At 69.6% G+C, this 22,289-nt stretch carries 19 protein-coding genes; 9 read left to right on the top strand and 10 right to left on the bottom strand.

From position 1 onward, the window contains the following. On the bottom strand, window positions 1-1,495 hold a 1,495-nt coding region (locus tag E3N94_RS12685; RefSeq protein WP_241987123.1), incomplete at its 3' end, for a biotin carboxylase N-terminal domain-containing protein. Between the two features lie 65 nt (window positions 1,496-1,560). Continuing rightward, window positions 1,561-3,168 (bottom strand): carboxyl transferase domain-containing protein, encoded by a 1,608-nt coding sequence (locus E3N94_RS12680; RefSeq protein ID WP_134570342.1) that lies wholly within the window; start codon window positions 3,166-3,168, stop codon window positions 1,561-1,563. Window positions 3,169-3,289: 121 nt separating this feature from the next. On the opposite strand from E3N94_RS12680, the gene E3N94_RS12675 reads away from it, so the two are divergent. Then, a complete protein-coding gene (locus E3N94_RS12675; protein WP_134570341.1) occupies window positions 3,290-3,901 on the top strand; it encodes a TetR/AcrR family transcriptional regulator in 612 nt (203 codons plus the stop codon). 207 nt (window positions 3,902-4,108) lie between these two features. Here E3N94_RS12675 and E3N94_RS12670 read toward each other — a convergent pair whose 3' ends face one another. The 4 genes from E3N94_RS12670 to pdhA all read right to left on the bottom strand — a co-directional run bounded on the left by E3N94_RS12670 (window position 4,109) and on the right by pdhA (window position 8,637). Then, a complete protein-coding gene (locus E3N94_RS12670; protein ID WP_134570340.1) occupies window positions 4,109-4,771 on the bottom strand; it encodes a VOC family protein in 663 nt (220 codons plus the stop codon). 184 nt (window positions 4,772-4,955) lie between these two features. Then, the gene (locus tag E3N94_RS12665; RefSeq protein WP_134570349.1) at window positions 4,956-6,419 is read right to left on the bottom strand and encodes a dihydrolipoamide acetyltransferase family protein; all 1,464 of its coding nucleotides are present in this window, start codon (window positions 6,417-6,419) and stop codon (window positions 4,956-4,958) included. After that, window positions 6,419-7,528 (bottom strand): alpha-ketoacid dehydrogenase subunit beta, encoded by a 1,110-nt coding sequence (locus tag E3N94_RS12660; protein WP_134570339.1) that lies wholly within the window; start codon window positions 7,526-7,528, stop codon window positions 6,419-6,421. Before E3N94_RS12660 ends, E3N94_RS12665 begins: the two co-directional genes overlap by 1 nt. Beyond that, the gene (gene pdhA, locus E3N94_RS12655) at window positions 7,528-8,637 is read right to left on the bottom strand and encodes a pyruvate dehydrogenase (acetyl-transferring) E1 component subunit alpha (protein ID WP_134570338.1); all 1,110 of its coding nucleotides are present in this window, start codon (window positions 8,635-8,637) and stop codon (window positions 7,528-7,530) included. The genes E3N94_RS12660 and pdhA overlap by 1 nt, the downstream gene beginning before the upstream one ends. A 133-nt stretch (window positions 8,638-8,770) precedes the next feature. Between pdhA and E3N94_RS12650 the strand changes: the two genes are divergently transcribed. The 8 genes from E3N94_RS12650 to E3N94_RS12615 all read left to right on the top strand — a co-directional run bounded on the left by E3N94_RS12650 (window position 8,771) and on the right by E3N94_RS12615 (window position 17,176). Next, window positions 8,771-9,238, top strand: coding sequence for an Lrp/AsnC family transcriptional regulator (locus E3N94_RS12650; protein ID WP_104101121.1), 468 nt, complete (start codon window positions 8,771-8,773; stop codon window positions 9,236-9,238). Then, a complete protein-coding gene (locus tag E3N94_RS12645) occupies window positions 9,235-9,867 on the top strand; it encodes an LON peptidase substrate-binding domain-containing protein (RefSeq protein ID WP_233191416.1) in 633 nt (210 codons plus the stop codon). Before E3N94_RS12650 ends, E3N94_RS12645 begins: the two co-directional genes overlap by 4 nt. An 81-nt stretch (window positions 9,868-9,948) precedes the next feature. After that, complete coding sequence (locus E3N94_RS12640) at window positions 9,949-10,428, top strand: oxidoreductase (RefSeq protein ID WP_198411414.1); 480 nt, start codon at window positions 9,949-9,951, stop codon at window positions 10,426-10,428. After that, window positions 10,425-12,443 (top strand): proton-conducting transporter membrane subunit, encoded by a 2,019-nt coding sequence (locus E3N94_RS12635; RefSeq protein WP_134570337.1) that lies wholly within the window; start codon window positions 10,425-10,427, stop codon window positions 12,441-12,443. Before E3N94_RS12640 ends, E3N94_RS12635 begins: the two co-directional genes overlap by 4 nt. Then, a complete protein-coding gene (locus E3N94_RS12630) occupies window positions 12,440-13,390 on the top strand; it encodes an NADH-quinone oxidoreductase subunit H (protein WP_104101118.1) in 951 nt (316 codons plus the stop codon). Before E3N94_RS12635 ends, E3N94_RS12630 begins: the two co-directional genes overlap by 4 nt. Before the next feature lie 8 nt (window positions 13,391-13,398). Continuing rightward, window positions 13,399-14,055, top strand: a complete 657-nt coding sequence (locus E3N94_RS12625) for a hypothetical protein (RefSeq protein WP_104101117.1) — start codon at window positions 13,399-13,401, stop codon at window positions 14,053-14,055. Next, complete coding sequence (locus tag E3N94_RS12620) at window positions 14,055-15,629, top strand: proton-conducting transporter membrane subunit (protein ID WP_134400828.1); 1,575 nt, start codon at window positions 14,055-14,057, stop codon at window positions 15,627-15,629. The genes E3N94_RS12625 and E3N94_RS12620 overlap by 1 nt, the downstream gene beginning before the upstream one ends. Beyond that, on the top strand, window positions 15,626-17,176 hold the full coding sequence (locus E3N94_RS12615) for an NADH-quinone oxidoreductase subunit C (protein ID WP_134570336.1): 1,551 nt from the start codon (window positions 15,626-15,628) through the stop codon (window positions 17,174-17,176). The genes E3N94_RS12620 and E3N94_RS12615 overlap by 4 nt, the downstream gene beginning before the upstream one ends. 66 nt (window positions 17,177-17,242) lie before the next feature. Here E3N94_RS12615 and E3N94_RS12610 read toward each other — a convergent pair whose 3' ends face one another. The 4 genes from E3N94_RS12610 to E3N94_RS12595 all read right to left on the bottom strand — a co-directional run bounded on the left by E3N94_RS12610 (window position 17,243) and on the right by E3N94_RS12595 (window position 22,277). Beyond that, the gene (locus E3N94_RS12610; protein WP_104195301.1) at window positions 17,243-17,578 is read right to left on the bottom strand and encodes a metalloregulator ArsR/SmtB family transcription factor; all 336 of its coding nucleotides are present in this window, start codon (window positions 17,576-17,578) and stop codon (window positions 17,243-17,245) included. Window positions 17,579-17,794: 216 nt separating this feature from the next. Beyond that, window positions 17,795-20,068 carry a polyribonucleotide nucleotidyltransferase gene (locus E3N94_RS12605; protein WP_134343018.1) on the bottom strand — a complete coding sequence of 758 codons (2,274 nt, stop codon included), beginning with the start codon at window positions 20,066-20,068 and terminating at the stop codon, window positions 17,795-17,797. Window positions 20,069-20,325: 257 nt separating this feature from the next. Further along, entirely contained in the window at window positions 20,326-21,303 is a 978-nt protein-coding gene (locus E3N94_RS12600) for a dihydroorotate oxidase electron transfer subunit (RefSeq protein ID WP_198411610.1), read from the bottom strand. After that, window positions 21,303-22,277, bottom strand: a complete 975-nt coding sequence (locus tag E3N94_RS12595) for a dihydroorotate dehydrogenase (protein WP_134343017.1) — start codon at window positions 22,275-22,277, stop codon at window positions 21,303-21,305. The genes E3N94_RS12600 and E3N94_RS12595 overlap by 1 nt, the downstream gene beginning before the upstream one ends. Window positions 22,278-22,289: the final 12 nt, after the last annotated feature.

The following is a 22,289-nucleotide window of genomic DNA, read 5'->3' as shown; positions in this document are numbered from 1 at the left end:
CGCTCGTCGTGCCGGTGCCCGCGGCGTCGGCGCCCGCGGCGGCAGTGCGGGCGGTGGCGGTGGCGCGCGCGTGCAGGAACAGGGCCGCGGCGGCCGGCAGGTGGTCGGGCAGCGGTTGCCCGGGCATCCCCCGGAGTCCGAGACCGGGCAGGCTGCGCTCGATCAGGCCGGTATCGAGGCGACCGACACGCACGTCGGGGTTGTGCAGCAGCAACCGGAGAAACTCCACGTTGGTGTGCACCCCGAGCACCACGGTGTCGGCGAGTGCCCGGTCGAGGCGGGCGAGGGCCTCGGCGCGGTCAGCACCCCAGGCGATCACTTTGGCGAGCATCGGGTCGTAGACCCCCGAGATCGGCAGGCCCGGACGCAGCGAGCTGTCGACCCGGATGCCCTCGCCGACCGGTTCGGACAGGCTGCGCACGGTGCCCTGGCTGGGAAGAAAACCGCGCGCCGGGTTCTCGGCGTAGAGGCGCGCCTCGATCGCGTGCCCGGTGAGCACCACCTCCGCCTGGGTCAGCGGCAGCGGTTCCCCCGCGGCGATGCGCAGCTGCCACTCGACCAGATCGAGGCCGGTGACCAGCTCGGTCACCGGGTGCTCCACCTGCAGCCGGGTGTTCATCTCCATGAAGAAGAACTGGTCCGGGGCCGCATCGGAGACCAGGAACTCCACCGTGCCGGCGCCGGTGTAGCCGACGCTCCGGGCGGCCTGGCAGGCTGCCTCGCCGATGCGTGCACGCGTGGCCGGGTCGAGCAGCGGCGACGGAGCCTCCTCGATCACCTTCTGGTGGCGGCGCTGCAGGGAGCACTCGCGCTCACCGAGATGGATCACGGCGCCCGAAGCGTCGGCGAGCACCTGCACCTCGATGTGCCGGGGCTGATCGATGAAGCGCTCGAGCAGCAGCGTGTCGTCGCCGAACGCGCCCTGCGCCACGCGCCGCGCCGTGACGAGCGCCGCGGCGAGCTCGCCCGCGGCGTCGACCCGCAGCATCCCCTTGCCGCCGCCGCCCGCGGACGGTTTGATCAGGAGCGGGTAGCCCACCTCCACGGCGGCGGCGATGAGCTGGTCGTCGGTCTGGCCGGGCCGGGAGAACCCGGGAATGACGGGCACACCGCTATCGGCGACATGGTTCTTGCCGCGGATCTTGTCGCCCATCACGGCAAGGGCGTTCAGACCCGGTCCGACGAAGACGAGGCCGGCGGAGGCGCAGGCGCGGGCGAAGGCCTCGTTCTCACTGAGGAATCCGTAGCCGGGATGCACGGCGTCGGCGTCGGTGGCCGCCGCGGCCGCCAGGATCGCGTCGATGTTCAGGTAGCTCGCCTGGGGCGCGGCCGGGCCGAGGCGCACCGCGGCGTCCGCGAGGCTCACGTGCAGCGCATCACGGTCGGCGTCGCTGTAGACGGCCACCGAACGGATGCCCATCGTGCGCAGGGTGCGGATGATGCGGCAGGCGATCTCGCCGCGGTTGGCGACCAGCACGGTCTCGAAGAGTGTCAAGCGCGGTGTCAGTGCGTTCGGTTTCGGTGCGTTCGGTTTCGGTGCGTTCGGTGTCATGGTGCGCCTCACATCCGGAAGAGGCCGAAAGCGGTCTCAGGCAGGGGTGGCCCGGAAACGACGTCGAGGGCCAGGCCCAGCACGGTGCGGGTGTCGGCCGGGTCGATCACCCCGTCGTCCCAGAGCCGGGCGGTCGAATAGTAGGGGCTGCCCTGCCGCTCGTATTGGGCGGTGACGGGCGCGGTGACCTCCTCCGCGGCATCCGTCGACCAGGGCAGGCCGGCCTTCTCCCGCTGCTCGCGTTTGACGGTGACGAGAACGGATGCGGCCTGCGGGCCGCCCATCACGGAGATGCGGCTGTTCGGCCACATCCAGAGGAAGCGGGGCGAGTAGGCGCGGCCGCACATGGAATAGTTGCCGGCGCCGAACGACCCGCCGATCACGACCGTGAGCTTGGGCACGCGCGCGGTGGCGACGGCGGTGACCATTTTCGCGCCGTTCTTGGCGATGCCGCCGGCCTCATAGTCGCGGCCGACCATGAAACCGGAGATGTTCTGCAGGAACAGCAGCGGGATGCCGCGCTGATCGCACAGCTCGATGAAGTGTGCCCCTTTGAGGGCGGATTCGGAGAACAGCACACCGTTGTTGGCGACGATGCCGACAGGATGGCCATGCAGATGCGCGAAGCCGGTGACCAGGGTCGTACCGTACTCCTTCTTGAACTCATGGAACTCGCTGCCGTCAACCAGACGCATGATCACCTCGTGCACGTCGTAGCGGCCCTGCGGGTCGGTCGGCACCGCGCCGTAGAGCTCGGCCGGGTCGGCAACGGGGTCGACGGCCGGCAGCCGCGGCCAGGCCGGCGGCGGAGGCGCGGGCAGGTAACGCACGATGTCGCGCACGATCTGGAGTGCGTGCTCGTCGTCCTCGGCGAGGTGGTCGGTCACCCCGGAGGTGCGGGCATGCAGGTCACCGCCGCCGAGCTCCTCGGCCGTGACGATTTCGCCGATCGCGGCCTTCACCAGCGGCGGGCCGCCGAGGAAAATTGTTCCCTGGTTCCGCACGATCACGGTTTCGTCGCTCATCGCCGGCACGTAGGCGCCGCCCGCGGTGCAGGATCCCAGCACGGCGGCGATCTGCGGGATCTTGGCCGCCGACATCCGGGCCTGGTTGTAGAAGATGCGGCCGAAGTGGTCACGGTCGGGGAAGACCTCGTCCTGCAGCGGCAGAAAGGCCCCGCCCGAATCGACCAGGTAGACGCACGGGAGCCGGTTCTCGAATGCGATCTCCTGCGCCCGGAGGTGCTTCTTGACCGTCATCGGGTAGTAGGTTCCGCCTTTGACGGTGGCGTCGTTGGAGATGACGAGCACGTGGCGGCCGTGGATCAGCCCGATCCCGGCGATCAGGCCGGCACCGGGGCTGTCGTCGCCGTAGAGTCCGGTGGCGGCCAGGGGCGCGATCTCGAGGAAGGGGCTGCCGGCATCCAGCAGCCGGTCGATGCGTTCGCGCGGCAGCAGTTTGCCACGGGCGAGGTGGCGCTGGCGGGAGGCCTCGGGACCGCCGAGGGCGACGACGGCGAGGCGGCGGCGCAGGTCGGCGACGAGCTCGCGGTGGGCGGTGGCGTTCGCGTCGAAGGCCGGACTGGTCGAGTCGATCAGACTCGCGAGTGTCTCCATCGACGACTTCCCGCTTTCCCGCTTGAGTGTTCAGCCGGTACAGTTAGCGTGCACTAACCGAAAGTCAGGTTAGCGGTTCATAACTGAGTTGTCCAGAGTTTCCGCGTGAACGGAGCACCGAATGGGAGTCCTCCCGTCCTCGCCGACGGCTCGGAGCCAGGCCAAGGCCGACCGGCGGCAGGCACTGCTCGGGGCCGCCGCCACGCTGTTCGCCCGGTCGGGCTACAACGGGGTGTCGATCGAGGACCTCGGCGCGGCCGTCGGCGTGAGCGGACCGGCCGTCTACCGGCACTTCAGCGGCAAGCCGGCCGTGCTGGCCGCGCTGCTGGTGGAGGTCAGCGAGACGCTGGTGGCGAGCGGGCAGGCCGTGGTCGCGGGCGCTCCGGATGCCGCGGGCGCACTCCACGCGCTGGTGCGCTTCCACACGGACTTCGCCCTCTCGCATCCGAACGTCATCCGCGTGCAGGACCGGGACCTGGACAGCCTCGCCGCCCCGGAGCGGCACCAGGTGCGCGCCCTGCAGCGCACCTACGTGGAGCTGTGGGTGAGCGTGCTCGGGCAAGTGCACCCCGAGGTTGATGCGCAGCTGCTGCGCATCCGTGCCCAGGCGACGTTCGGACTACTGAACTCGACCCCGCACACGCTGCCGGCGTCGCCGAGCGGCAAGGTGCGGCCGCTGCTCGAGGAGATGGCGCTCGCGGCGCTCGGGGCCGGGGGGCTCGCGCCCGCCTAAGCCTCGCGGGCGGGGGGCTCGCGCCGGCGTGAGCCGGGCATCCGTCGACGTCGACCGTTCTGGTCAAGATCAACCGGTGTGTCTGTCGACCTCGACCGGAAGTGTCGATCTCGGCGGTAGCCGGGGCTTAGCGGCTCAGTCCACGACCCGTCGACGAGCCATCAGACGAGTATATTCGCCGGCTCAGGAGACGGCTCAGTCGCCAGCTCAGGAAACGGTGGTGCAGACGCAGAGCTCGTTGCCCTCAGGGTCGGCCAGGACCCACCAGTCGGGGGCGTGCTCGTCGGTGAGGAGATCGCCGCCGGCGGCGATGACGTCCTGCACCCGGGACTCGGCGTCGATCGTGGGCAGATACACGTCGAGGTGGATGCGGTTGCGCTCGGTGCGCGCGATATCCATCGTCTGGAACCAGACCCGCGGGCCCTGGCCGTGTGGATCGACGAGTTCGATCTCGCCCTCGCTGTCGACCTCCACGTAGCCGAGACCCACCCGCCAGAACGGCCGGATCGCTTCGGCGTCGGTGCAGTCGATCGCCACGTCATAGCGGGCCGGCCGCACCGGCGCACGGTCGGCGCCCTGCGCATCCGCGATTTCCTGGATGCGCAGCGCAAGCCGCAGGTCGCGGTCGGTCACGCCGCCGGCGTCGTGGGACGAAAGGCGGAAGCCGACGCGGCCGTAGCCGAGCCGCACGTCGGGGTGGTGATTCATCGCATCCGCCGCCTCGGCAACCTGGTCGACCAGGCGCACAGCCGAGGCGAAGTCCCGGGTCGTGAACGAGCCGTGCAGGGCGCCGTCGAGGTGGACGAAGGCTCCGCCGGCGAGCACGGACTCGGTGTCGAGAGAGGTGAGGAGGGTGCCCGGTGATTTCATCCCCCCACTCTGCTGCGCGGTCCGAGCCCCGTCAAGGCGCGCTCGGGGGCATCCGTTGCCGGCCGGCTCCCGCAGGCTGCGAACCAATTCGACGGAGATTTTTGGAAAATGCCCGTCTTTACCCGCATTTCGGGCTGTGGGAGCAAAATCTCCGTCGAATTCGTTAGGGGCTGACCACTGACTCCTAGAGGAGGGCGAGGGCGCGCGCGGGGTTGGCGAGGATGCCGGCGACGTCGGTCAGGAACCGGGCCGCCTGCTCTCCGTCGACGAGACGGTGGTCGAAGGCGACGCTGAGAGTGACCACCTGCCGCAGCGCGACCTCGCCGCGATACTCCCACGGCCGCGGCGCAATCGCTCCCAGCGCGAGGATCACGGCCTCCCCCGGAGGCAGGATCGGCGTGCCCGCATCGATGCCGAACGAGCCGATGTTGGTTATCGAGATCGTGCCGCCGTGCAGGGCGGCCGGGCTGGTCGCTCCCGCCCGGCCGGCGCTGGTCAGCGCGGCGAGCGCCGCGGCGAGGTCGGCGAGAGCCAGCCGGTCGGCATCCGGGATGTTGGGCACGATCAGCCCGCGCGGCGTGGCAGCGGCGATGCCGAGGTTCACGTAATGGAACTGCACGATCTCGCCGGCCGCCTCGTCCCAGCGGGTGTTGACCTCGGGCGTGCGGGCGACGGCGAGGCAGAGCGCCTTCGCGACCACGGCAAGGACGCCAATGCGCGCGTCGGCGAACCCCCGGTCGCGTTTCAGCGCGTCGATCAGCTCGATCGTCGGCGTCACATCCACGGTCAGGAACTCCGTGGCGTGCGGCGCGGTGAAGGCGCTCTGCACCATGGCGGCGGCGGTCTGCTTGCGCACACTCCGGATCGGGCTGCGGGTTTCCCGGGCACGGGGCACGGATGCCGGGGGCCGGTCATCCGGTTCGGCGCGCCCGAGCTCGAGTCCCGGTTCGTTCGGTGTGTGGCAGACGCCGAGGGCTGCGGGGGCGGCGTACGCCGCCACGTCCTCCCGGATGATGAAGCCCGTCGGACCGGTCCCGGTCACCTGGGTCAGGTCGACGCCCAGTGTGCGAGCCAGCGCGCGCACCGGCGGCGTGGACCGCGGGCGCTCCCCGGTAGCCGGCACCTCCCGAGCCGCGGGTGACGCGGCCGACGTTGAGGCCGGCGTCGACGTCGAGGCAGGCGCCGACGTCGACCTCGCTGCCGGAGTAGAGACCCCGGCCCGGCCCGGCGCATCCGTCGCCCCCGCGCGGGCCCGTCGCTGCGGCCGCCCGCCACGCTCGGCCGCTGCGCCGTACCCCACGAGCACGGCCAGCCGTTCGGGCTCGCCAGCAGGAGCCGTAGGACCAGCAGGAGGCGCAGGAGCCGCATCGGCGGGAGAAGCGGCCGAAGGAACTGAGGGAGGCTCGGCGCCGGCGACCTCGAAGGAGACGATCGGGTCACCCACGTGCACGGTGGTGCCGGGCTGCTGGTGGAGTTCGGCGACCACACCCGCGAAGGGCGACGGCAACTCGACGACGGCCTTGGCCGTCTCGACCTCGGCGATGAGCTGGTTGAGCGTCACCGTGTCGCCGGGCGCGACCCGCCAGGCAACGATCTCCGATTCGGTCAACCCCTCGCCGAGGTCGGGCAACCTGAAAACCTTGATCATCATCGTCGTCGTCCCAGCACTCGGTCGACCCCATCGAGCATGCGGTCGAGGTCGGGCAGGTGGTGGCTCTCCAACTTTGCCGCCGGGTACGGGATGTCGAAGCCGGTGACCCGCACCGGTGCGGCCTCGAGGTAGTCGAAGCAGCGCTCGGTGACCTCGGCGATGATCTCGCCACCCAGCCCGCCCGAGCGGGCGGCCTCGTGAGTGACGACGAGCCGGCCGGTTTTGCGAACGGATGCCTCGACGGCGGCGTAGTCGATGGGCGAGAGCGAGCGCAGGTCGATGACTTCAACCGAGATGCCCTCGTCGGCGGCGGCGAGCGCGGCATCCGTCGCCGTGGTCACCAGCGCTCCGTAGGCAATCAGCGTGACGTCGGTGCCGGCGGCCACGACCCGGGCACTCTCGAAGGGCTCGCCGAGTTGCGGGGTCACCGGGCCGGCAACGTGGTAGCGGCGTTTGGGCTCGAAGAAGAGGACCGGGTCGTCGGAGGCGATCGCCTGGCGGATCAGGCTGTAGGCGTCCTGCGGGTTCGAGACCGCGATCACGCGCAGGCCCGAGGTGTGCGTGAAGTAGGCCTCGGGCGATTCGGAGTGGTGCTCGGCGGCGCCGATGCCGCCGCCGAACGGCACCCGGATGGTGATGGGCATGCGCAGGGCCCCCTGGGTGCGGTAGTGAAACCGGGCCACCTGGCTGACGATCTGGTCGAATCCGGGGAAGATGAAGCCGTCGAACTGGATCTCACAGACCGGGCGGTAGCCGCGGTACGCCAGCCCCACCGCGGTGCCGATGATGGCGGACTCGGCCAGTGGGGTGTCGACGACCCGGTTCGGCCCGAACTCGGCGAGCAGGTCGCTGGTCACCCGGAACACGCCGCCGAGGGCGCCGATATCCTCGCCGAGGAGCACCACCTTCGGGTCGTCGAGCATGGACTGGCGCAGCCCGGCGTTGATCGCCTTGGCCAGGGTCAGGGTCTTCGTGTCCGTCAGCGCCGCCTCGATCGGCGACACCGGCGTCACAGGCACCGGCGTCACAGGCACCGGCGTCGCAGGCACCGGCGTCGAGCCGTTCGCGCGTGTAGCCGGAGCACTCCGGATGGTTTCGATTGACATCAGACCTTCTCTCCGGTCGGCTCGAAGCTCGCCAGGTAGGCCGCGTACTCCGCACGCTGGCGGTCGACCCCGGCGTGCGGGGTGGCGTAGACGTTGGCGAGCACGGTCAACGGCTCCGGGTCAGGCAGGCCGATGCAGCCGGCGCGCAGCTCGGCGGCCGTGGCGTCGGCCAGAGCCTGGGTCTCAGACTCCAGCTCGGGGGTGAACAGGCCGAGAGAGTCGAGCAGCCGTCGCAGTCGCAGGATCGGGTCTTTCTTCGCCCACTCCTCGAGTTCGGCCGCCGGCCGGTAGCGAGTGGGGTCATCCGCGGTCGTGTGCGGGCCCATCCGGTAGGTGACGGCTTCGATGAAGGTGGGGCCTCCCCCGGTGCGGGCCCGGTTCAGGGCCAGCCGGGTCGCGGCCATCACGGCCAGGACGTCGTTGCCGTCGATTCGGAGGCTGGGAATGCCGAACCCGGGGGCCCGGCCGGCGATGCCGAAGCGGGTCTGTAGTCCGACCGGCTCGGAGATGGCCCAGTGGTTGTTCTGGCAGAAGAAGACCACCGGCGCCTGAAAGCTCGCCGCGAACACGAGCGCCTCGCTGACGTCGCCCTCGCTGGTCGCGCCGTCGCCGAAGTAGGCCACGGCCACCGAGTCCGCGCCGTCGAACACGGCTCCCATCGCCCAGCCCGTGGCGTGCAGGGTCTGCGCCCCGATGATGATGCTGGGCGTCGCCATTCGGTACACCAGCGGGTCCCAGCCGGATTGCGCGGTGCCGCGCCACACCCGGAGGATGTCGGTGGGCGCTATGCCCCGGCACCAGGCGACGGCGTTCTCACGGTAGCTGGAGAAGACGAAGTCGTCGGCGCGGAGCGCGCGGCCCGAGCCGATCTGCGCGGCCTCCTGGCCGAGCAACGGCGGCCAGAGCCCCAGCTCTCCCTGACGCTGCAGCGCCGTGGCCTCGGCGTCGATGCGGCGCACCACCACCATGTCCTGGTAAAGCGCCGCGAGGTCGGCCCCGGTCACCTCCGCGACCCAGGGATCCAGATCGGCGTCGGCCAGCCGCATCCCCTCGGGGCTCAGCAGCTGCAGAAGAATGTCGGGGGTTTCCCCGGTGTGGACAGTGTGCATCAGATGCGCTCCCAGCGTCGTTGCCGAAGTTGTTGAGAGCGTACGATTCCGAAACACGGAGCACAACCATGACAATGAATTTTGAGCAATTTGCCCTATTCATGGGGCACCCTGCCTGCTACCTTCGAGCAGTATGCACAGTCTGGACAAAGTCGACTTACAGTTGCTCCGCGCTCTATGCGCCGAACCGCGCAGCACGTTCGTGGCGCTCGCCCAGCAGCTGCGCCTCTCCCGCAACACGGTGCAGGCGCGCATGGCCAGGCTTGAGGAGTCGAACGCGTTCCTCTCCTTCGACCGCCGCATCAACCCGGTCGCGCTGGGCTATCCGCTGACGGCCTTCATCGAGGTGCACGTGCAGCAGAAACGCCTCGCCCAGATCGTGGCCGAGCTCGCCCGCATTCCGCAAATCGTGCAGGCGCACGGCATGAGCGGGGCGACCGACATCCTGGTGCGCGTGGTGTGCGCGGATGCCGACGACCTGTTCCGCATCGACGGCACCATCCTCGCCTGCGAGGGTGTCGATCGCACCGAGACGTCCCTGGCCATGGGCGAGCTGATCCCCTACCGGATCACCCCGCTGCTGGAGCGTACCCGCCCATGACCGCGCTGCCGGTGACGTCCCTGCCGATGTTCCCGCTCGGGTCGGTGCTGTTCCCTTATATGCCGCTGCAGCTGCGGGTGTTCGAGGACCGCTACCTGGTCATGCTGTCGCGCATCCTCAAGGAGGAGCCGGCCGAGTTCGGCGTGGTGCTGATCGAACGCGGCCAGGAGGTCGGCGGCGGCGAGCGGCGGTTCCACTACGGGACCGTGGCCCAGATCACCGAACTCGAGGCCTCCGAGGGATTCGTCGGGGTGACCGCCCAGGGCGAACGCCGGGTCGAGGTCATCGACTGGCTGACCGAAGACCCGCACCCCCAGGCCACGGTGCGCGACCTTGCCGAGCTGGACTGGGACGACGACCTGCTGCCACTGCGGGACCGGGCCGAGCAGGCCGTGCGACGCGCCCTGGCCCTCGCAAGCGAATTCGCCGACCAGCTCTGGCCCTCGACGGTGGAGCTGTCCCGGGATCCGACGGCGGCCGCCTGGCAGATCGCCGGCATCGCCCCGCTGGGCCCGCTGGACCAGATCGAACTGCTGCGGTCCACCTCGATGGAGCAGCTCCTCACGGCGGTGATCGAGTACACCCAGGAAGCCGTGGACTCCCTCAGCGCGCCCTGGCCCGAAGAATAACCCCAATCTATTTGATAAATTCATCATATAGGTATATAAAGAAGTAATGATGTATCGTGCCACACGGAGCCTGAGTTGAGCGTGAAACGACTCCTGAACCTTATCCGAACCAGTGGCCGCATCGCCGAAGCGGCCCCACCGGCCCCGGCCCTGTTCCCCGGCGCCGAGGTCTTCGGCGGCAGCGTGCAGGTGCGCTTCATCAACGCCGGCAGCTGCAACGACTGCGCGATGGAGGTGCAGAGCGCGTTCGGCCCGGTCTACGACGTCGAACGCTACGGCATCCGTCTGGTCGCGTCGCCGCGTCACGCCGACGTGCTCGTGATCACGGGTGCCGTGACCCGCAACCTGATCGAGCCGATGCGCCGCACCATTGACGCCACGCCGACCCCCCGCTTCGTGATCGCGGTCGGCGACTGCGCCATCACCGGCGGCGTCTTCGCCGAGGGTTACGGCGTGGCCGGGCCGGTGTCGGACTTCGTGCACGTCGACCTGTCCGTGCCGGGCAACCCGCCCGAGCCGGCCGTCATCGTCGAAGCACTACGCCGGATGACCGGTCGATGACCGCCCTCGAAGCCGGCCTGCTCGGCCAGACCCTGCTGCTCGTGGTCGCCATCGCCGCGGCCCTGCTCACACCCACTTCATGGCGCTCGCGGGTCAGCGGATCCTTCTGCACCCTGCTCGCCGTGGCCGGCGTCGTCACCGGTGCGATCGCGCTCTCCGGCGGCACCGGGTCGCTGAACATCCCCACCGCCCTGCCGATGGACCCGCTCGTGCTCTCCCCCGACCGCCTCGGCGGACTGGTCATGGTGGTCGTCTCCGTCGTCGGCGTGCTCGCCTCCCTGTTCGGGATCGGCTCGGCCCGCGTGGCCTCGGCCTCGCGCACCTCGTGGCTGTCGATGGCCGTGTTCCTCTCCGGCATGCAGCTCGTGCCGGCCGCAACCGACGTGGTGTCGTTCCTGCTGTTCTTAGAGATCATGACGCTCGGCTCCACGGCGCTCCTGCTGGCCCATCACGCCACCCGCGGCACGGTCGCCTCCGCCCTGGTCTGGTACTCGGCGATGTCGCAGCTGAGCTTCTTCTTCGTGCTGGCCGGCTTCGCCATGCTCGCCGGCCTGGCCGGCGGCACCGGGTTCGCCGACCTCGCCACCATCGATCCCTTCACCTGGCAGGCGAGCGTGGCCTTCCTGCTGCTGCTGCTCGGCTTCGGCGGCAAGGCTGAGCTCGTGCCCCTGCACGTCTGGGTTCCGCGGGTGCTGCCCGAGGCCCCCGGCCACGTCGCCGCAGCGATGAGCGGCGCGATGGTCAACATCGGCGTCTACGGCGCACTCCTCGTCGTCGTACGGCTGCTGCCGAACGGCCCGGCCTGGTGGGGAGTGCTGATCATGGTGCTCGGCGGGGTGTCCGCGCTCTACGGGATTCTGCAGGCCTCCGTGGCGAGCAACCTCAAGGTGCTGCTTGCCTACTCCACGACCGAGAACATGGGGCTGGTGTTCCTGGGGCTCGGGGCATCCGTTTTGCTGCGCGCCGACAACGCAGCTGCCGCGGCCGACGCGGCCCTTGTCGCCGCCCTGCTGCTGATGCTCAGCCACTCCGCGTTCAAGTCCACCCTGTTCCTCGGGGCCGGCGCCGTGGCCCGCGCGGCCGGCGAGATGAATCTCGACCGGCTCGGCGGCCTCGGCAGCCGGATGCCCTGGACCGCCGCCGCGTTCGGCGGGGCCGCCATGGGCGCCGCGGCCCTGCCCGTCACGAGCGGGTTCGTCGCCGAGTGGATGCTGCTGCAGGCTCTGATCCACGGTTCACGGGTCGACGGGGAGGTCGTCTCCGTCGCGGCATCCGTGGCCATGCCACTCGCGGTCGCCGTGATCGCCCTGACCGCCGGGCTGGCCCTGCTCACCTTCGTCAAGGCCTACGGGATCGCCTTCCTGGCCCGCCCGCGCTCCCGGAAGGCCGCACTGGCCGACGAGGTGCCCGTCATCATGCGCATCCCGCTCGTGCTCGGCGCCCTCCTCGTGGTCGGGCTCGGCCTGCTACCGGGCCCGCTCGCCGTGGCCATCGGCTCGGCCGTGGGCCCGGCGTTCGCCCCCGACGTGCGCACCATCGGCCTCGCCGGCCTGGACGCCCGCGGCATTGACGCCGTACTCGACCCCACCACCTTCATCGTGCTGGCCGGCCTGCTGCTCGCGCCCGTGCTGATCACGCTGTTTATTTCCGCCCGGCGCCACCCCACCCGTACCTCGCCGCTCCCCTGGGCCGGCGGCGGGTCACGGCTGCGGCCGCGGATGCAGTACACGGCCACCTCGTATGCCGAGCCGCTGGTGCGCGTCTTCGACGACGTGCTCCGGCCCACCCGCGACGTGGAGGTCACCCACGTGGGTGAATCCCGCTACCTGGTGGAACGCGTCCACGTGGAACAGACCGTGTCCGACGTGGTCGAGACCCGGCTCTACCGCCCGGTGCTGAACCTCATGCAACGGTTCGGCATTCTGGCCCGACGCGCGCAGAACGGCAGTATCCATCGCTACCTGTCCTATTCCTTCGTCGCCCTGCTTTCCGTTCTGATCGTGGTGTCCCTGTGACCGGCGCCGCGGCGATCATCATCGCCCTGGTTCAGCTGGTGCTGTTCGTGTTCCTCGCCCCCCTCCTGATCGGCGTGATCCGCCAGGTGCGGGCCCTTCTCGAAGGCCGGGCCGGTTCCGGCATCTGGCAGCCGTGGCGCGATGTGCGCAAGCTCCTGGCGAAGAACCCGGTGCGCGCCGCCGACAGCAGCTGGATGCTCGCGGCCGGTCCGGTCACCCTCCTGGTCTCCAGCCTGCTGCTCTGCGCACTGCTGCCGCTGGTCGGCACCCTGCCGCTGCCGCTCATCCCCAGCGACCTGTTCGTGATCGTCTCCATCATGCTGGTCGGCGTGGTGGCCCTGGCCCTGGTCGGCCTCGACGCCGGCACCGCGTTCGGCGGAATGGGTTCCAGCCGTCACATGACCGTCGCCGCTCTGGTCGAGCCGACCCTGCTGCTCGCGGTCTACGCGCTCTCCATCCCGGCCGGCACCTCCACCCTCTCGCTGATCGTGGAGACCCGGCTCCTGAATCCGGCCGTGATCATCTCCCCGGTCAGCCTGCTGGCCATGGTCGCCCTGGCCATCGCCATCATGGCCGAGACCAGCCGTCTGCCGGTCGACAACCCGTCGACCCACCTCGAAGTGACCATGCTGCACGAGGCCATGGTGCTCGAGGCCTCCGGCCGCGACCTGGTCTGGCTCGAACTCGGCTCCTGGCTCAAGCTGGCCGCCCTGCTCGGCCTGCTCAGCAACCTGATCGTGCCGTGGGGAATCATGACCGACTTCTCGGTGCTCGGCGTGATAGTCGGCGTGGGCGCCGTCACCGTGAAAATCCTGCTGCTGGGCGTTGTGCTCAGCGTGGGTGAGGTCTTCCTGGCCAAGGCGCGGCTGTTCCGCGTGCCCGAGCTGCTGGCGGGGTCGTTCGCCCTCGGCCTGCTGGCTGTCACCGCTTCCTACCTGGTCGCTTAGGAGCATCCGTGTTCACCACCATTTACCCGCAGCTGATCGGTCTCTGCACCGGCACCCTGCTGCTCACCAGCGCCCTGATGGTCTGGCGGCACTCGCTGCTGGCGTCGATCCGGCTGCTCAGCGTGCAGGGCTTCGCGCTGGCCGCACTGGTCGCCGTGATCGGCCTGGAGGAGGGCGAGGTCGAGGTGATCCTCGTCTCGCTGCTCGTACTGCTGGTCAAGGGTATGGGCCTGCCGTGGGTGCTCGCCCGCGAGACCCACGCCACCACGCGAACGGATGAGGCGCCGCGCCTCAACCCGACGGCGGCCCTGCTGACCGTGGCGCTTCTGACCATCCTCAGCTACGTCGTGGCCAGTCGGGTGCTCGCCGGCGACATCAGCATCTCGGCACACGCGGCTCCGATCGGCCTGGCCATGGTGCTGATCGGTTTCCTGCTGCTGGTCACCCGCCGGCAGGCCGGATCACAGCTGATCGGCTTCCTCGTGCTCGACAACGGCATCGCCACCGTCGCGTTCCTGACCTCGGGCGGTGTGCCGCTGTTCCTCGAGCTCGGCATCTCCCTCGACGTGCTGCTGGTCGTCGTCATCCTCTACGTCTTCGCCGGCCGTATGCGCACCAAGTTCGGCAACACCGAGATCGATCAGCTCAGAAAGTTGCACGACTGATGTCATTCGCCCTCTGGACCCCTCTGGCCATTCCGGCCCTCCTCGCCGTACTGAGCCTCGGCGTGCCCTCCCCCGCACTACGCCGGCTCAGCCCCATCGCCTCCAGCGTTGCCGTGCTCATCTCGGGCCTGCTCCTGGTGAGCGTCGTGCTCGCGGACGAAGTTCCCACACTGGGCGGCGGGCTGCTCCGCGCCGACGCGCTCAGCGCCTACATGCTCACCGTGGTCGGCGCCGTCGGGCTTGTCTCCACCTGGGGTGGGCTCGGCCACGCGACGGCCGAGCCCGCGCGGTTCACCGGCTCCTACGACGCCCTGATCTCGATCTTCCTGGCCGCGATGAGCCTCGCGGTGCTCGCCGACAACATCGGCCTGATGTGGGCCGCGGTCGAGGCCACCACCATCGCCACGGCCTTCCTGGTCGGCCACCACCGCACCCCCCGATCGCTGGAAGCTGCCTGGAAGTACGTCATCCTCGGCTCCGTCGGCGTGGCCATCGCCCTGCTCGGCATCGTGCTCATCTACGCCGCCTCGCGCGGCACGGGCGAGGCAACCCTGTCCTGGCTCGTGCTCAGCCAGGCCGGCCTGCCACTCGACCCCGCGTTGATCCGCGCCGGCGGCGCCCTCGCCGTGCTCGGCTTCGCCACCAAGGCCGGGCTCGCCCCCATGCACAGCTGGCTGCCCGACGCGCACAGCCAGGCGCCCGCGCCCGTCTCAGGGCTCATGTCCGGCGTCCTGCTCGCGGTCGCCCTCTACGCCATCCTGCGCATTCAGACCATCACCGACGCCGTGATCGGGCCGGATTTCCTGCGCATCATGCTCAGCGTCGGCGGGCTGCTCTCCCTCTTCGTGGCGGCAGCGCTTCTGATCCGCCAGCGCGACTTCAAACGGATGCTGGCCTACTCCAGTATCGAGCACATGGGCATGATGGCCGTCGGCGCGGCCATCGGCCCGGCGGCCCTGCCGGCCGTGCTGCTGTACGTGCTCGGCCACGGGCTGACCAAGGCCACCCTGTTCGTGATCTCGGGCCGCATCCTCGAGGTCGAGGGCACTCCGAAGATCGACGACGTGCGCGCCCTGCTCGTGCGGCGGCCGGGGCTGGCCGTGCCCTGGCTGATCGCCATGGCCGCTCTGATCGGGTTCCCGCCGTTCAGCATCTTCTTTTCCGAGGTCGGCATCATCGTGGCCGGCTTTTCCACCGGCCTGGGCGTGGTGGTCGGCATCGCTCTGGTACTGCTGCTCGTCATCTTCGCCAGCCTCACCCGGTTGACGGTGGCCATGACGATCGGGGCGCCTGCGGCCACGGCCGTCCCGGTCGTCCCGGCTGCGGCCGTCCCGGCTGCGGGGGCCGGGGCATCCGTCACCGGAGCCGTCCCGGTCTCCGTTCCGAGCGCATCCGTCACCCTGGCGGACGCCGAGCCGCACCCGGACGACCCCCTCGTGCCGGACCGGTCGGGGCACGGGCCGATGCTGCCGCTCATCCTCGCCCTGGGCACCACCGCGGTGGTGGCCTTCATAGCGGAGCCGGTCGGCACACTCCTGACGCGTGCGGCCGAGGTTCTGGGAGGAATCCAATGACGACCCCGAATCCGGTGCGAGCCGCCACCCCCGAGGTGCGCACGCTCACGCGCGACGAACTCCGGGGCGAAGCCGCCGCCTTGCTGACCGATGGAAACCGGCTCGCTTTGGTCGCGGGCCACGACGACGGCGACCGGCTGCGCGTGGTCTACTCCTTCGTCGCCGTCTTCCCCCGGCGCCAGATCGACCTCGTCGTGCCCATCCCCTATGACGACGCCTGGATTCCGAGCCTGGCCGACCTCTCGTTCCCGGCCGGCAACTTCGAGCGCGGCACCCGCGACCTGTTCGGCGTGCGGCCGGCGAACCACCCTCAGCCCCACCGGTTGGTGCGCCACGGCCACTGGCCCCGCGGCTGGTACCCGATGCGGAAGGACGCCACGGCCACCCCCGAATTCGAACCCGACGTCGAGTCGTTCCCGTTCGTGGAGGTCGAGGGCCCCGGGGTCTACGAGATCGCCGTCGGCCCCATCCACGCCGGCATCATCGACCCGGGCCACTTCCGCTTCTCCGTGGTCGGCGAGACCATCGTGCGGATGGAAGCCCGCCAGTGGTACATGCACCGCGGCGTCGAGCGGCTCTTCGAGGGTCGTCTGCCTGCGGACGGCATCGATATGGCCGAGCAGATCGCCGGCGACACCGTCATCGGCCACACGCTGGCCTACACGATGGCGATCGAGGCGGCCTCCGGCATCGAGATCTCCGAGCCCGACCGCCTGCTGCGCGCCCTGCTGCTCGAACTCGAACGCCTCTACAACCACGTCTCCGACCTCGGTTCGCTGGCCAACGACGTGGGGTTCGGCGTCGTGAACTCGCACACTCAACGGCTCCGCGAAACACTACTGCGCATCAACAAGACCGTCACCGGCCACCGCTTCCTGCGCGGGGCGCTGTCGGTGGGCGGGGTACGCGTTCTCGCCCTGCCGGATTCCGCCGCCCTCCGCGGCGTCGCCGCCGACGTTCAGGAGACCATCGCGATCACCCTCGGGCACGCGATCGTGCGGGACCGGTTCACCGGCACGGCCCCGTTGCCCACCAGCCAGGCCGAGGCCATGGGCACGCTGGGCTATGTGGCGCGGGCATCCGGTGTCGACGCCGACGCCCGCCGCGACCATCCCTTCGTCGATCTGGGTGAGCACTTCCACGTAGTCACCGACACCGGCGGCGACGTGCTCAGCCGCTACCGGGTGCGCGCGGGCGAGTTCGAGGTGTCCATTGCGGTGGCGATCGACCTCATCGCCCGGCTGGGCGCGCACCGTGGTGGTGCGGCCGCGGCGTCATCTCCGGTGGCGGCGACGACGGTGGCGGCGACGACGGTGGCGGCGACGACGGTGGCGGCGAGCGGCCTTGCCCTCGTCGAGGGCTGGCGCGGAACCATCTGCCACCGGGTCGAACTAGGGCCAGACGGTGCCATCACGCGGCTGAAGGTCGTCGACCCGTCCTACTTCAACTGGCCTGCGCTGCCCGTGGCCCTGTCCGAGACGATCGTGCCGGACTTCCCCCTCGTGAACAAGAGCTTCAACCAGTCCTACGCCGGCAACGACCTCTAGCGGCGCGTCCGCTATAGCCCGGTGTCGAACCAATTCGTCCGGGACGGAGCAGGCCTAGGGCTCGGGCTACTGCGAGTCCTGCTCGATGGTGCGGAGCAGGGCGTGGGAGTCTTCAAGGCTGGACACCAACATCCGTTTGGAGATGGCCAGGAGCTCGGCGACACCCGGGTCCCGCAGACCGTAGAAGATGGTGTTGCCCTCTCGTCGGGTGGCGACAACGCCGGCGCGGCGCAGGACCCCCAGCTGCTGGGACAGGTTCGACAGTTCCGCCCCGAGCACCTCGGCCAGACTGCCGACGGAGCGTTCCCCGCCGGCCAACTGCTCCAGAACCTGCACCCGCAACGGATGCCCGAGAGCCTTGAAGAGGTCAGACTTTAATTGGGCCATGGGTAGTCCGGTCATCGACACAGTCTGATCATATCGCTAACCTGTAATACTTTCAAATAGGTGCTGGTCTTGAGCCGCGGGGAACGGGATCGGCCGCCGGATCGGGAACACGCGCGACATCGGGCGGGCACTCGACCACCGCGGGATGCAAAAAGCCCGCCCTGCCGGAGCAGGACGGGCTTTCCGTCTAGCCGACTGACCTGGCGAGAGGTTGTCGGTAGATCTAGCGGACTACGCCTCGGTCGGAACCGGTGCGTCCTCGGTGCCGGCCTTGGCCGACTCATCGAGGACCGGGGCGAGCGAGAGCTTGCCACGGTCGTCAATCTTGGTGATCTCCACGAGGACCTTCTGGCCCACGCCGAGCACGTCTTCGACGTTCTCAACCCGCTTGCCACCGGCGAGCTTGCGCACCTCGCTGATGTGCAGCAGGCCGTCCTTGCCGGGGAGCAGGGAGACGAATGCGCCGAACGCGGCGATCTTGACGACGGTTCCGAGGAACTGCTCGCCGATCTCCGGGTTGGTCGGGTTCGCGACGGCGTTGACCATGGCGCGAGCGGCCTCGGCCGACGGTCCGTCAACGGCGCCGATGTACACCGTGCCGTCTTCCTCGATGGAGATGTCGGCACCGGTCTGGTCCTGGATCGAGTTGATCATCTTGCCCTTCGGGCCGATCAGCTCGCCGATCTTGTCGACCGGGATCTGGACGCTGATCACGCGGGGCGCGGTCGGTGCCATCTCGTCGGGACGGTCGATGGCGGCGTTCAGCACGGCCAGGATGGTCGCGCGAGCGTCCTTGGCCTGGGTGAGCGCGCCGGCGAGAACGGATGCCGGGATGCCGTCGAGCTTCGTGTCGAGCTGGATCGCGGTGACGAACTCGCTCGTGCCGGCGACCTTGAAGTCCATGTCGCCGAGGGCATCTTCGGCGCCGAGGATGTCGGTGAGAGCCGCGTAGCGGGTCTTGCCGTCAACGGTGTCGGAGATGAGGCCCATGGCGATGCCGGCGACAGGTGCGCGCAGCGGCACACCGGCGTTGAGCAGTGACAGGGTCGAGGCACAGACGGAACCCATCGAGGTGGATCCGTTGGAGCTGAGCGCCTCGGAGACCTGACGGATGGCGTAGGGGAATTCCTCACGCGTCGGCAGCACGGGGACCAGGGCACGCTCAGCGAGCGCTCCGTGGCCGATCTCGCGGCGCTTCGGCGTTCCGACGCGGCCGGTTTCACCGGTCGAGTAGGGCGGGAAATTGTAGTTGTGCATATAGCGCTTCTTGGTGACCGGGCTCAAGGAGTCGATCGTCTGCTCGAGCTTGAGCATGTTCAGCGTGGTGACACCCAGAATCTGGGTCTCGCCGCGCTGGAAGATCGCGGAACCGTGCACGCGCGGGATGATGGCAACCTCGGCGTCGAGCGGGCGGATGTCCGCGAGCCCACGGCCGTCGATGCGGATGCCCTCGTTGAGAACGCGCGAGCGCACGACGAGCTTGGTGACCGACTTGTACGCGGCGGAAACCTGGTTGTTCGCGCTGGCGTCGAGTTCGCCGGCGGCGACCTTGGCCGCGATGGCCTCCTTGACGGATGCCTTGAGCGCGTCATCCGCATTCTGGCGCTCGATCTTGTCGGCGATCTGATAGACGGCCTTCAACTGGTCGTACGCGAGAGCGGCGACGGCGTCGTAGGTGGCCGGCTGGTAGGACGGGAACACCGGGTAGGCGCCGGTCGGCTTGGCGGCCGAGGCGGCAACCTTCTGCTGCGCCTCGATGAGCTGCTTGATGAAGGGCTTCGAGGCTTCGATGCCCTCGGCGATGACCTCTTCGTTCGGCTTGATGGCGCCGCCCTTGATGAGATCCCAGGCGTTGTCGGTGGCTTCGGCCTCGATCATCATGATCGCGACGTCCTGCGCGCCGTTGGCGTCGGTCACCACGCGACCGGCGACGACCATGCTGAACACGGCGTCGACGATCTGCGAGTGCTTCGGGAACGCAACCCACTGGCCGGAGCCGTTCTCGTCGGGGATGAGGGCGACGCGAACGCCACCGATCGGGCCCGAGAAGGGGAGGCCGGCGAGCTGGGTCGACATCGAGGCCGCGTTGATCGCGAGCACGTCGTAGTACTCATCCGGCGCGATGGCCAGAACGGTGACGACAACCTGGATCTCGTTGCGGAGTCCGTCGACGAAGGACGGGCGCAGCGGCCGGTCGATCAGACGGCAGGTGAGGATGGCCTCGGTCGACGGGCGACCTTCGCGACGGAAGAAGCTGCCCGGGATGCGTCCGGCAGCGTACATGCGCTCTTCGACGTCAATGGTAAGGGGGAAGAAGTCGAAGTTCTCCTTCGGCTGCTTGCTGGCGCTCGTGGCGGAGAGAAGCATGGTCTCTTCGTCGATGTAGGCGGCGGCAGAGCCCTGCGCCTGCTGGGCGAGACGCCCGGTTTCGAAACGGATGGTGCGTGTGCCGTACTTGCCGTTATCGATAACGGTTTCGGCGAACGTGATTTCTGGACCCTCCATATGGGGGTTCTCTCCTTTGGTTTTTGCTTCTCGCCATTCTGGCGATGAAGACTCGGTTGCCCGTATGGCGCGCGAGCTGGACGCGGAGAAGCAAGGTGCGAGAGCTGGCCACCAGTAGAAATTCACCAACTGCGGATGTTGCCGGCAAGTTGGGAAACCACCACCGAGGACCAGCGCGCTGCCGGTCTGCTCCGTACTGAGCGTGATTCTGCGTGGCCAATCCAAGGATTAACCTCCTCAAGCCTAACAGAAGACGTTCAGCCTGCTGGTTTCTCGCGCCCGGCCGCGCCCCGGTCCGGCAGCACGGCGTCGAACACCGGGCCGTCGACGCAGACCAGCGGCCCCTCGACGGCGGGATCCGTGGCGACGGGCGCGGCGCATCCGTGGCAGTAGCCGAGGCCGCAGGCCATGTGAGCCTCCAGCGAGACCTGCACCGGCGCGCCCCACTCGGCGCCGAGATCGGCGGCGAGGCGGGCGAGAACTCCGGCGCCGCAGGCCAGGATGACGTCGGGCGGAGCCCAGGCGAAAAGCCCGCGCAGCCGTTCGCCGAGCGCCGGCAGCGCGCTCGAGCCGTCGTCGTCGGTGACGGGGATGACCGTGGCGCCCAGCTCGGCGCAGTCGGCCAGGCCGATCAGATTGGCCGGCGACCTCCCGCTGAGCACGACCGTGGCGGCGATGCCGAGCCGGGCGGCGTCTTCGACCGAGCCCATGATGGCGCAGACGCCGACACCGCGGCCGATCATCAGGGCCGTGCGGGGCGCCTCTGGACCAGTCTCAGTCGGGAGGGCGGCATCCGGGAACTCGAAGCCGCGGCCCAGCGGGCCGGTGACCAGGAGGCTCTCGCCCACGAGTACGTCGGTGAGCGCGGTGGTGCCGCGGCCGGCCGAGCCGTAGATGACCTCCACGGTGCCCTGGTCGGGGTGGCGGCGGTGGATGGCCATCGGGCGTGGGAGCAGGATGCGCTCCCCGCCTGTGGGGGGCACGGTGATCATCAGGAACTGTCCGGCGAGGGCGGTCGTCGCAATGGTGTCGGTGGCCAGTACGAGCCGGCGGTACCGCTCTCCCACGACCTCGTGCACGAGAACGCGGGCGTCGTCCCAGACCGGGTCGGGCCGAGGCATCCGCTCGGGCGGTCGCACCGCGATGAGGCCGTCCAGCGCGGCCTCGTCGGCCGCGGCGAACGCCTGCTGGCGGCGCAGGGCGGCGAGGGCCCCGAGGGCGGTCGTAACGGTCATCAGGCCCTCCACAATTCGATCAGTCCGGTGATGTCGGCCGCGGCGACGCCCTCGCAGCGCTCCTGCAGGGCGCGAACGATTTCGACCATGGCGAACGGGCGTCCGAAGCTGGCCGTGCCGACCTGCACGGCGTGGGCGCCGACCGAGAAGTAGTCGAGGGCGTCGTCGGCGGTTTCGATCCCGCCGCAGGCGATCACCGGGATGTCGACCGCTCGGGAGGCCAACCAGACCAACCGCAGCACGACCGGGCGGATATTCGGGCCGGACAGACCGCCGATCACGTTGCCGAGAATGGGGCTCCGCGTAGCGGCCGTGAGCGGCAGCGCCGGGATCGAGTTGGCCACGCAGACGGCGTCGGCGCCGGCCGCCTCAGCGGCCTGGGCACAGTCCGCGATCGAAGAGACGAGCACCGGCAGCTTGACGATCAGGGGCTTGTCGGTCTCCAGGCGCACAGCATGCACGACCTTCCCGATGGCGTCGGGATCGGAGCCGATGTCGGTGCCGTGGCGGTCGAGGTTCGGACAGGACACGTTGAGCTCGTAGGCGTCGCCCGCGCCCCGCAGGCCCCGCACGACGGGGGCGTACTCGCCCGAACGGTGGCCGCCGACGCTGACGATCACGGGCACGCCGAGCGCCAGGTAGAGCGGGTGTTGCGACGCCAGGTAGCCGGCGGCCCCGCGGCTCGGGATGCCGACACTGTTGACCATCCCGGCCCGGAGCTCGGTCAGCCGGTGCGCCGCGTTGCCGCCGCGCGGGGTGCCGAACACGGTCTTGGTGACCACGGCGCCAAGCTCGGCGACCGGGATCAAGCGTCCGAGCGAAGGCCCGAAGCAGCCCGAGGCCGGCATGACCGGGTTGGCGAGGGTGAGGCTGCCGATTCGCACGGAGAGGTCGACCGCCACGGAGGCGGCGGGACGGGCGTCGAAGAAGGCGCGGCGCGCATCCATTGATGGCTGAGGCGGCGCGATGGTCATGGTGTCTGCTTC

Source organism: Cryobacterium sp. Sr3, from assembly GCF_004402835.1.
In the GTDB taxonomy this organism is placed as follows: domain Bacteria; phylum Actinomycetota; class Actinomycetes; order Actinomycetales; family Microbacteriaceae; genus Cryobacterium; species Cryobacterium sandaracinum.
Note: the sequence above shows the minus strand (reverse complement) of the source record. Positions and strands in the feature narration are given on the sequence as shown.

What these genes read in the sequence shown, in the direction of transcription:
- E3N94_RS12680 (WP_134570342.1), bottom strand. Translation starts at nt 3,168, where the DNA reads ATGGAGACACTCGCGAGTCTGATCGACTCGACCAGTCCGGCCTTCGAC.
- E3N94_RS12675 (WP_134570341.1), top strand. Translation starts at nt 3,290, where the DNA reads ATGGGAGTCCTCCCGTCCTCGCCGACGGCTCGGAGCCAGGCCAAGGCC.
- E3N94_RS12670 (WP_134570340.1), bottom strand. Translation starts at nt 4,771, where the DNA reads ATGAAATCACCGGGCACCCTCCTCACCTCTCTCGACACCGAGTCCGTG.
- E3N94_RS12665 (WP_134570349.1), bottom strand. Translation starts at nt 6,419, where the DNA reads ATGATCAAGGTTTTCAGGTTGCCCGACCTCGGCGAGGGGTTGACCGAA.
- E3N94_RS12660 (WP_134570339.1), bottom strand. Translation starts at nt 7,528, where the DNA reads ATGTCAATCGAAACCATCCGGAGTGCTCCGGCTACACGCGCGAACGGC.
- pdhA (WP_134570338.1), bottom strand. Translation starts at nt 8,637, where the DNA reads ATGCACACTGTCCACACCGGGGAAACCCCCGACATTCTTCTGCAGCTG.
- E3N94_RS12650 (WP_104101121.1), top strand. Translation starts at nt 8,771, where the DNA reads ATGCACAGTCTGGACAAAGTCGACTTACAGTTGCTCCGCGCTCTATGC.
- E3N94_RS12645 (WP_233191416.1), top strand. Translation starts at nt 9,235, where the DNA reads ATGACCGCGCTGCCGGTGACGTCCCTGCCGATGTTCCCGCTCGGGTCG.
- E3N94_RS12635 (WP_134570337.1), top strand. Translation starts at nt 10,425, where the DNA reads ATGACCGCCCTCGAAGCCGGCCTGCTCGGCCAGACCCTGCTGCTCGTG.
- E3N94_RS12620 (WP_134400828.1), top strand. Translation starts at nt 14,055, where the DNA reads ATGTCATTCGCCCTCTGGACCCCTCTGGCCATTCCGGCCCTCCTCGCC.
- E3N94_RS12615 (WP_134570336.1), top strand. Translation starts at nt 15,626, where the DNA reads ATGACGACCCCGAATCCGGTGCGAGCCGCCACCCCCGAGGTGCGCACG.
- E3N94_RS12610 (WP_104195301.1), bottom strand. Translation starts at nt 17,578, where the DNA reads ATGACCGGACTACCCATGGCCCAATTAAAGTCTGACCTCTTCAAGGCT.
- E3N94_RS12605 (WP_134343018.1), bottom strand. Translation starts at nt 20,068, where the DNA reads ATGGAGGGTCCAGAAATCACGTTCGCCGAAACCGTTATCGATAACGGC.
- E3N94_RS12600 (WP_198411610.1), bottom strand. Translation starts at nt 21,303, where the DNA reads ATGACCGTTACGACCGCCCTCGGGGCCCTCGCCGCCCTGCGCCGCCAG.
- E3N94_RS12595 (WP_134343017.1), bottom strand. Translation starts at nt 22,277, where the DNA reads ATGACCATCGCGCCGCCTCAGCCATCAATGGATGCGCGCCGCGCCTTC.